We start from the raw sequence: 9342 nt of genomic DNA, 5'->3' as shown, positions 1-9342 counted from the left end.
CTACCTTTCTTATGTCGTTTTCCTAAATCTATTAAAACATGGTAGATTATGTTTTGGCAATGATTAACAAGGACATAGCGAAAACCACCTAGCCTGCGAGGAGGATAGGTGGTTTTCTGTGTTTTATGAGGGAGACGGCTATAATTGGGTAACGCAACAACGTTCCCTGCAGTCTCCGTTGGGCAAACCAATAGGTAAAACTCAAGTGTGAACCATGTCCTTTTATTTTATGGGCAGATTTTACCGTACAAGATTGGTAGCCGTCAAGATGGGTATCATCAGTCACCTTGCCAAGCGAATAGGTATTGGAACCACAGCCAGCTCTAGTTTACCCCCAATTGTTAAACCAAACATTTTCGTAAGGCTTAGCATCGCAAGTGAACCTCTCACTCCTTGGGAAGGGTGCAGTCGCTACTATGTGCTGACATTGGTTTACGAGGCATCTTTGTAGGATTGCCCAGCATGGCACTTTTCGAGCTTCTAGCATGCCAAGAAGATATATTCGCATAGGGATGAGTAGCTGGAGCGACTGGAGTAGTAATGAGGGGAATCCAGTTACGACTGGGGACGCAGAGAAGGAGTAAACTGAACTGAATAGTAGTATATAAATTCTGAATACAGAGCATGACGGGGGAATACCCCAGTTGCTCTGTATTTTTTATGTTCGGAATCAACAATCAACTTCGTTTTGCATCATCATATCGTTAAAAGGTTTGTCCTTTCTTTGCTATGAAAAATCCCCTTCGGTAGTTGAGTCTATCATAACTGTCTACCGTTCGGCTAACTCTTAAGTTCACTCTATACTTATTTGTTTGTAACCTAAGTTACAGAAAAATATTAAAAATGAAATTATAATATTTTATAGGAGTAATTTTCCAGAGGTTTTTTTATGGTAGGACAACCAAAGTGGGAGTGATATAAAAAGTGAAGATAAAATTTGGTAAAGGGAGATTTAAAATGATGAAAAAAAATTTAATCGCACTACTTGTATTTGTATTAATTGCATTCAGTGTATCTGCTTTACCCGCAGCTGCGGAAACAGTAAGTAAGCAAGGGAAAGTAACATATACACCAATCTACGTTGATGGCAAGAAAACAGAAGCGGATATTCTATCGATTTCAATCAATAATTCATTATATTTACCGCTTCGGGCAACTTCTCAGTTACTTGGATTCAAGATAAGCTGGAATCAAGAGGATCGAGCGGTTTATATTACGACTGGTTCTACGACATCGGTGGCTTCTACAAACAACGAGAAGGGGATGAAAGTAGGCGCAACAGTATCGGTATTGAAATCCACCCCCTCAATATATGTTGACGGAAAGCTAGTTCAATTATTGGACACGAATCAAAATCAAATTTATCCGATATCATACAAAAATAGCATATATTTACCAATACGAGCATTAGCTACTTCACTTGGACTAGAAATCAAATGGGACAGTATGAATGGGCAAGTCAATATTAATACTCAGACAATTGAAAAGCCAAAGGGAGAAAAGGGTGAGACAGGTCCGCAAGGTCCAGAGGGTGATAAAGGAGATAAAGGTGATCCGGGGTATTCAGGCTCACAAGGTTCCAAGGGTGATCCGGGATCAGCGGGCACGCAAGGAGATAAGGGTGATAAAGGCGATCCGGGAGCAGTAGGCACGCAAGGAGATAAGGGTGATAAAGGCGATCCGGGAGCAGTAGGCACGCAAGGAGATAAGGGTGAAAAAGGCGATCCGGGAGCAGTAGGCTCGCAAGGAGATAAGGGTGAAAAAGGCGATCCGGGAGCAGTAGGCACGCAAGGAGATAAAGGTGAAAAAGGCGATCCGGGATCAGCAGGCTCGCAAGGGGATAAAGGTGATAAAGGCGATCCGGGATCAGCAGGACCGCAAGGAGATAAGGGTGATAAAGGCGATCCGGGAGTAGTAGGATCGCAAGGAGATAAAGGTGACCAAGGCGATCCTGGAGCAGTAGGCTCGCAAGGAGATAAAGGAGATAAAGGCGATCCGGGAGTAGCAGGTCCGCAAGGAGATAAGGGTGACCAAGGCGATCCAGGAGCAGTAGGAGCGCAAGGAGATAAAGGGGATAAAGGCGATCCGGGAGCAATAGGACCGCAAGGAGATAAAGGCGATAAAGGCGATCCGGGAGCAGTAGGACCGCAAGGAGATAAAGGTGACCAAGGAGATCCAGGGCCAGAGGGTCCTGCAGGCCCGGCAGGGACTGGGACTTCTGTTACCTCGGAAGGATTTTCTGCTTCGGGTACGACAACCTCCATCGCTAGTAGCACGGAATTCACGAATTGGATTGATGTATCCCCTTATTACGGAAGCCTTGCATTCGATCCTGCTACAGGGATATTTACGGCACCAGCCACTGGTAAGTATGCGATACATGCTACTGTTAACTACAAGACTAACTCTTCAGTTAGTGCAAGCATAGGAAACGGCATTGATCCAGTTTTTACTGTGAGGAAGAATGACAACACTGATTTAATAAAAGGTTATATGCCTATCTTAGACGTCAATATAGCACTGATGTTAACTCTAAGGACCGTACTAAGTAGTGCGACGGTGACGCTAACCGGTAATGTAGAGCTACAAGCTGGTGATGACGTTAGATTATATTACGAAGCAGACGGTCTAACCCTTGGTTTCAGTACGGATATAGTCTGGTCGATTCATCAGCTACCCTAATACAAGATTGCATGAGGGGCAGTTGTATCTTGGATAATAGAAACAGCTCTTAACAGAAATGGAGTCGGGCTATTCTCTTTGGGAGAATGGTCCGACTCTATTTTCAAATAGGACTCTTTAACGAGGTGCCATGCCGACAACTTCTTAATATGCTCCGATGTAGTTACACTTTAAAGTTGATGGCGCCGGCTACATTTTTGACTCCACTACAAGTGACGCGTAGCTTCGGAGATGATTACTGGAGATTGACAGCTATTGAAATTGCATTCTCTGTCGGTATGAGGGCTGACGGAGCAATTATTACATCATGGGACGCATATTTGGCGTGTTCGGTATGATATCAACTTCCATGATGCCTATCGGGATGCTAATATTCGGTCCGCTTGCGGATATAATTGAGATTGAATGGCTACTTGTCGGAACAGGGTTATTTATTGTAATACTGTCCATTTTCTTCATTCGTAACAAACGATTGGTTGAAGCTGGGATGCCGTTAATAAAGGAAGCATCACAAGAGTAGGAGTAAGAAATACGATCTCATTGAAATCCATTAAGAATTCATTAAGATTTGACGAATTAATTGATGTTAAAATTATTCCGTATGAAGTAAGAAAAAATATAGAAAGTGGGTTGAATAATAATTATGAAAAAGAAATCATTTATTAGTTCTATCTTATTGTCTATTTGTTTAATCTTTGCAATGTCGTTTGGCGGCAACATGATTACCGCAAAGTCGTCGGATGATTTCACTGACCTGAAGGACTTGGATGCAGCGACGAAGGCTAAGTTTGATGCATTGATATCAGCAGGCGTCTTCAACGGTACATCCGATACAACTTTTGGATTGAAAGAAGAGATGAATCGTGCCCAATTTGCGAAGGTAGCGGCGTTAATTACTGGTCTTACGGTTAACCCAGATCTCAAGACATCATCCTTCACAGACGTAAAGGCAGACGATTCCGGAGTGGGATATGCATTACCTTTTATCGAAGCGCTAAGGAAAGCTGGAATAACGGATGGCGTGGGTGGCGATAAATTTGACCCTGCAGGCGAGGTGACCAAAGAGCAATTAGCGACATTTCTAGTTCGTGCGTTGGGCAAAGAGGATGAAGCGAAGGCAGCGACAGGCAATCATCCGACTGTTTCCGCTTGGGCTCAAGGTTATGTTGATATGGCTCTCCAACTTGGATTATTTCCAAAGGATACAGATAATACGTTCGATGGGAAAACACCATCAGACCGAGAAGATCTAGCTGCTGGAGCCTTCGTAACCGCTAAAAAGATCGAAGAGATTCGACCTCTGTATGTGATTGGAGCGCAATTTGCAGCAGGAGATATTTTGCATCTGACGTTGACGGCAAAGGTTGATCCGAAGTCCATAGACCTGTCCAAGATTAAAATTGATGGCGTGCCGTTCGATCCAGAATTATACAGTTTTGAGCTGTCCGATGATATGAAGACGATCATTATTAAGTTGCGCAACGCACTACCGTTTGACCCGGATAACATGCCGTTAGTCGATGTAAGCGACCTTAACCTTAAGACGCTTTATGGTAACCCGGTGAAGAATGAGGATCCTAACTTGAAACCAACTCCGACTCCGATCCCGACTCCGAGTCCAAGCTCAAGTCCGAGTCCTAAGCCGAGCGTGAGTCCAAGTCCGAACCCGAGCGAAAGTCCGAACTCGAGCGAAAGTCCGAACCCAAGTGAAAGCTCGAACCCAAATCCAAACCCTGGCATTTGAAGTTACGATTGATGTCGAGAATGGAACGGCGATTGTTAAGCAAATAAAAGGTATGAAGTCAGTATTTTTATATGCTCCCCTTGTGGTAGACAGGTTGAATAATAAAACCTATCTACACAAGGGGAGCTTTTGTATGTCCAAAGATTGTAATTCAGACATCAAAATTGTTTGAATTAATTTCCTATATGCTTATGCGAGTACATAAGTCCATAAAAGCCAAAGGCTGTATAACGTTTGAAATAATCCATATTGTCAGGGATTTGGTTGATCGAATCGAAAAAAAATTATTAACAAAATACCCTTGTATTATTTGGCTAAATTGTAAATAGTAATATTACAAATATTGTACTGGAGGGCTCTATTGTGGGCAAACTGAAAAACAAAGTAGCAGTAATTACTGTTGGAGCTTCTGGTATCGGTGCAGCAACAGCACGTTTATTCGTTTCAGAAGGAGAAAAAGTGGTTCTAGTTGATCTAAATGAAGAAAAAGGAAAGCAATTTGAGCAAGAGCTAAAGGCGCTTAATGCTGAAGCTCTATTTATAAAAGCAAATATTACTAGTGAAGATTCTTCATTTATGACTGGAAATAGCTTAACTGTTGATGGTGGATATACAGCGCAATAATTACATTGACTAACGTTTTGTAATTCAAAAGATTGTATTTTTAGGAGGCATTTATTCATGGGAAAATTGATGGTTTCTTCAATAATGCAGGGATAGAAGGAATTACTGAAAATATTGAAGATTATCCAACAGAGACCTTCGAATTAGTGTTTAATGTCAATGTTAAGGGCGCTGTCCTCGGACTGAAATACGTTGTTCCTGTCATTAAGAAGCGAGGGTACTGCAGTACCTATGGGAAGATATGGAGAAGCAGAAGAAGTAGCAAATGTAGCAGTCTTCTTACTATCAGATGACGCTTCATATATGTCTCAATCGATTTATACGGTGGATGGCGGTCAATTAGGGCAGTAAAATTTAATATATGAATTACAGTAAATAGCCACTTATCCGAGTAGCTATTTTTTTGTTTTAAAGCTATTTTGAGTGAATTGAATTTCATTTAGAAATGCTATAGAAACAAGTAAGGTACATAAATGGTTAAAAGTTAAAAAATTTAATGTTTAGCTTCTGTCATTTTTGCGAAAGATAACAGATAATCTTTCAATATAAAAAATGAGGTGCTGAATATGACAAATACACATGAATTAGATCAGGAGGCAATTGAAACGGTAAGGAATTTAATTATAGGAATAGACATAGCCATGCTAACATCAGCCACGGAGCAAGGTCTAGTATCGCGTCCTATGAAGACTCAAGAGGTTGATTTTGATGGAGACTTATGGTTTATGACAATGAAAGACACCAATGTATATGATGAACTCGTTAACTATCCGAATGTGAATGTAGCATATGCGGGTAAATCCTATGTTTCGATACGGGGAAAAGCTGAATTAGTGGATAGCAGGGATAAGATAAAAGAATTTTGGAATATTGCTTACGAAAAGATGCTGAAAACGACTAGTGATGATCCTAATCTAATATTAATCAAAGTTAAAGCGGACACTGCGGAGTATTGGGAGATGGGAAACTGGACTAAGGTAGTAAAGGAGTTAATGAACAAACTAACAGGTAAACAGTCTGAGGAATCAGCTTTGAATCAAGTTGTCGATCTAAGTAACTAGGACATGATAAAAACCATCGTGCTGGATAAACTATTTATGAAAATATAGCTACAAGATATAAAATTTTTTCTGTATTTCGTAAAAGGGATTAATGAGGAGGATTAACAATGTTAAATGAAGAAGTGAACCATACGAAATCGAAAGACGGTTCCAATGCAAAAGGAAATAAAGCAAAGAAGAGTCATAACAAACAGAGTTTCAAAAACACCAACGAAGAGTTTGCTACTGAATTAGGAGTTAATGATAATTCTACCGAGAGAAATCCTGTAAGCGAACGATCTGCATGGAATTAGATGCAGAAATCGAATGGTTCGTTCATTTCATTTAAAAAAACCAAATTTTAATCCAACTTTGCTCAAATTAAATATAGGCATTCACCTAATTCCTCTCAAATGAATACGTTATTGTTATCAAGAATATCATTATCGGAGGAGTTAGCGTGGGAAACTATGTAACCGTAGAACCAGGTGTAAGTGTTTATGTTGAAGATATTAATCCTATGGGAAAGAAAACGATTCTATTTTTACATGGATGGCCATTGAGTCATAAACAGTTTGAATATCAATATAATATTCTTCCTGCGATGGGATATCGCTGTATAGGTATGGATTGGAGAGGCTTTGGGAATTCAGATAGACCATTCACTGGATATAGTTTTGATAGACTGGCAGACGATGTTCGTGCTGTAGTTGATGCTTTGCAATTGAAAGATTTTGCCTTGGCGGGTCATTCCACGGGCGGAGCGATATGTATTCGCTATATGGCGAAGTATCAAGGATATGGAGTAACTAAGCTCGTACTTATAGATGCTGTGTCTCCACACGCATTACCTGCAGATACTGCAAATCACTTCATTGCAGAAACACTTAATGATAGACCCAAAATGTTGTGGGGTTTATCTGATCTCTTTTTCTTTCAATATATAACGCCACCATTATCGGATTGGTTCTTTCAGCTAGGATTGCAAGCTGCTGGTTGGTCCACTGTTGCAATTATGGAAACACTAAGAGATGAGAATGTGAATAACGATCTGGATAAAATAGAAGTACCTACACTAATTATTCATGGTATCCATGATCAAGTCATCCCATTTTCTAATGCTGAGGAAACAAGTAAACTGATTAAAAATAGTAAGCTTGTCCCTTTCCAATATAGTGGTCATGCGACGTTTTATGATGAACGTGATAAGTTTAACAAGCTATTGATGGAATTTATTTAGTGAGACATTTGATTAGATTTGACTACTTGATGTTCCACGATCAAGTAGTCTTATTTCATTTAAATTCCAAACAGAGGTCCATATCCCATTTAGTTGAAACATTATACGGGTCATTTATTCCCATTAACGAATGAATCGATATTTTATATGGCTAGTTTTCTTCCTTTACTACTATTATGATATTTGCTATATTAAAAATGCAATAACAAGCAAAAAAAAGGATAAAGAGGCGGTTTCATGTTAGCGTCAGAACGTCATCGTATAATTTTACAAGAGCTTGAGGAACGTGGAAATGTAACAGTTAAGGAACTAAAGGATACAATCAAGGTCTCACTTGATACTGTAAGACGAGATCTAGATTATCTGGAACAAGTAAATAAATTACTGCGTGTGCACGGTGGAGCTGTTGTAGTTGATGAAGCGGTCACGAATAAATCTTTCCATAAGAGAACGGTTACCTATCTACAAAGAAAAAAGCAAATAGCGACAAAAGCGATATCCCTAATTAAAGAAAATCAAGCAATCGCATTAAATGCAGGAACAACTAATATTGAAGTGGCTAAGAAACTAGTAGAGAGTTTTAATCGATTAACGATCATTACTAATTCGCTTAAGGTAGCTGAAGTATTAGCTGAAAACCGAAACTTTACAATTATTGTTCCAGGTGGAATATTAAATGCTGAGGAGTATTCTTTATATGGCAGATCGTTTGAACAGGAATTATCTCAATTTAATATTGATGTTGCATTTATTGCAGTTAATGCTATTTCTTTGGAGAAGGGACTTACTGATTTTAGACAGGGCGAATCTGAGGTAATTAATGCAATGTTGCGTTTTGCTAATCAGAAGATTGTTGTTGCTGATTCAAGTAAGTTTGAATCCATGTCTTACCTCAATATTTGTCCGATACAGGCGATTGACTCGATCATTACGGACTCACATTTAGATGCTAGCCTACATGAAAAATACATAGAGCAACAGGTCAATATTATTGTCTCAGATTAGCTGCATAAGAAATTAAATACCTTTACACAAAAATGAGCATTCGCTATAGAATGCTTTTTTTTATTGCGATTATTATATAAAACGGCAAAATAACTTAAAATATTGTAAAACTTATGTAAATAAACGCAAAATACATTGAATTATATTTTGAATTATATATAATCCGAGGAGTAAGATAAAAAATCTTGAGAGGAGGTTTAATATGAACAAGAGTATACAGGCAGTTATTTTTGATTGGGCAGGAACGACTGTAGACTATGGTTGCTTTGCACCAGTTCAAGCCTTTGTTTCTGCTTTTGCAAAAAAAGAAATTGTTGTTACAACTGAAGAGGTCCGTAGACCAATGGGACTTTTAAAGATTGATCATATCAAAACAATGCTTACATTTGAACGGATAGAAAAGCTATGGCTTGACAGATATGGGAGTTCACCAACGGAAAAGGATATTTATGAGCTATACGACTATTTTGAGCAGGAGCTAATGCTTTCCTTAGAAGACTATACAGATCCAATACCTGGTGTGTTAAATCTAATAAAAAGACTTAGAGCAGACGGAATTAAAATCGGATCAACTACAGGCTATACTAAAAAAATGATGGAGGTTGTAGCGCCTCATGCAGCTTTGAAAGGATACCAGCCTGACTACTTAGTATGTGGAGATGAATTAAAGGCAGGTCGTCCTTATCCCTATATGATTTATAAAAATATGGAAGAGCTTGAGGTGTTTCCACCACATGCAGTGATTAAGATTGGGGATACGATTTCAGATATTCATGAAGCAAAAAATGCTGGTGTATGGAGTGTAGGCGTAATAAAAGGGGGAAGTGAGCTTGGTTTAACAGAAGCAGAGGTTCATGCATTGAGTAAGCAAGCACTTTCACAAAAAATGGATGACGTTCGTGCTCGTTATATTGCTGCCCAAGCAGATTTTGTTATCGATGAAATAGGAGATATATATAGTGTCATTATGCAAATTCAACAAAGGTAAATGATTGGATTGAAGGAAT

General features: G+C 39.2%; 8 protein-coding genes and 3 pseudogenes. All 11 read left to right on the top strand.

The annotated features are described in order from the left end of the window. Window positions 1-957: 957 nt before the first annotated feature. The 11 genes and pseudogenes from AC1TPB_RS04770 to phnX all read left to right on the top strand — a co-directional run bounded on the left by AC1TPB_RS04770 (window position 958) and on the right by phnX (window position 9323). Window positions 958-2682 (top strand): stalk domain-containing protein, encoded by a 1725-nt coding sequence (locus AC1TPB_RS04770; protein ID WP_482075431.1) that lies wholly within the window; start codon window positions 958-960, stop codon window positions 2680-2682. A gap of 176 nt (window positions 2683-2858) precedes the next feature. Next, window positions 2859-3202 (top strand): annotated as a pseudogene (locus AC1TPB_RS04765) (MFS transporter); the annotation flags it as partial. A gap of 123 nt (window positions 3203-3325) precedes the next feature. Further along, the gene (locus AC1TPB_RS04760) at window positions 3326-4426 is read left to right on the top strand and encodes an S-layer homology domain-containing protein (RefSeq protein WP_482075430.1); all 1101 of its coding nucleotides are present in this window, start codon (window positions 3326-3328) and stop codon (window positions 4424-4426) included. 363 nt (window positions 4427-4789) lie between these two features. Further along, a pseudogene (locus tag AC1TPB_RS04755) lies at window positions 4790-4993 on the top strand (SDR family NAD(P)-dependent oxidoreductase); the annotation flags it as partial. Window positions 4994-5103: 110 nt separating this feature from the next. Further along, window positions 5104-5208 (top strand): annotated as a pseudogene (locus AC1TPB_RS04750) (oxidoreductase); the annotation flags it as partial. A gap of 73 nt (window positions 5209-5281) precedes the next feature. Continuing rightward, window positions 5282-5401: an SDR family oxidoreductase gene (locus tag AC1TPB_RS04745; RefSeq protein ID WP_482075429.1), complete on the top strand. Its 120-nt coding sequence runs from the start codon at window positions 5282-5284 to the stop codon at window positions 5399-5401. Between the two features lie 215 nt (window positions 5402-5616). Beyond that, a complete protein-coding gene (locus tag AC1TPB_RS04740; protein WP_482075428.1) occupies window positions 5617-6111 on the top strand; it encodes a pyridoxamine 5'-phosphate oxidase family protein in 495 nt (164 codons plus the stop codon). 107 nt (window positions 6112-6218) lie between these two features. Next, window positions 6219-6404, top strand: coding sequence for a hypothetical protein (locus AC1TPB_RS04735; RefSeq protein WP_482075427.1), 186 nt, complete (start codon window positions 6219-6221; stop codon window positions 6402-6404). Window positions 6405-6550: 146 nt separating this feature from the next. After that, the gene (locus tag AC1TPB_RS04730; protein WP_482075426.1) at window positions 6551-7330 is read left to right on the top strand and encodes an alpha/beta fold hydrolase; all 780 of its coding nucleotides are present in this window, start codon (window positions 6551-6553) and stop codon (window positions 7328-7330) included. Window positions 7331-7567: 237 nt separating this feature from the next. Beyond that, window positions 7568-8335 (top strand): DeoR/GlpR family DNA-binding transcription regulator, encoded by a 768-nt coding sequence (locus AC1TPB_RS04725; RefSeq protein ID WP_482075425.1) that lies wholly within the window; start codon window positions 7568-7570, stop codon window positions 8333-8335. A gap of 202 nt (window positions 8336-8537) precedes the next feature. Then, a complete protein-coding gene (gene phnX, locus AC1TPB_RS04720) occupies window positions 8538-9323 on the top strand; it encodes a phosphonoacetaldehyde hydrolase (RefSeq protein WP_482075424.1) in 786 nt (261 codons plus the stop codon). The last annotated feature ends 19 nt before the right edge of the window (window positions 9324-9342 follow it).

This window comes from Paenibacillus sp. Y951 (assembly GCF_056786395.1).
The sequence above is the reverse complement of the archived record's forward strand: the minus strand, read 5'-3'. Positions and strand labels throughout refer to the sequence as shown.

What these genes read in the sequence shown, in the direction of transcription:
- AC1TPB_RS04770 (WP_482075431.1), top strand. Translation starts at nt 958, where the DNA reads ATGATGAAAAAAAATTTAATCGCACTACTTGTATTTGTATTAATTGCA.
- AC1TPB_RS04760 (WP_482075430.1), top strand. Translation starts at nt 3,326, where the DNA reads ATGAAAAAGAAATCATTTATTAGTTCTATCTTATTGTCTATTTGTTTA.
- AC1TPB_RS04745 (WP_482075429.1), top strand. Translation starts at nt 5,282, where the DNA reads ATGGGAAGATATGGAGAAGCAGAAGAAGTAGCAAATGTAGCAGTCTTC.
- AC1TPB_RS04740 (WP_482075428.1), top strand. Translation starts at nt 5,617, where the DNA reads ATGACAAATACACATGAATTAGATCAGGAGGCAATTGAAACGGTAAGG.
- AC1TPB_RS04735 (WP_482075427.1), top strand. Translation starts at nt 6,219, where the DNA reads ATGTTAAATGAAGAAGTGAACCATACGAAATCGAAAGACGGTTCCAAT.
- AC1TPB_RS04725 (WP_482075425.1), top strand. Translation starts at nt 7,568, where the DNA reads ATGTTAGCGTCAGAACGTCATCGTATAATTTTACAAGAGCTTGAGGAA.
- phnX (WP_482075424.1), top strand. Translation starts at nt 8,538, where the DNA reads ATGAACAAGAGTATACAGGCAGTTATTTTTGATTGGGCAGGAACGACT.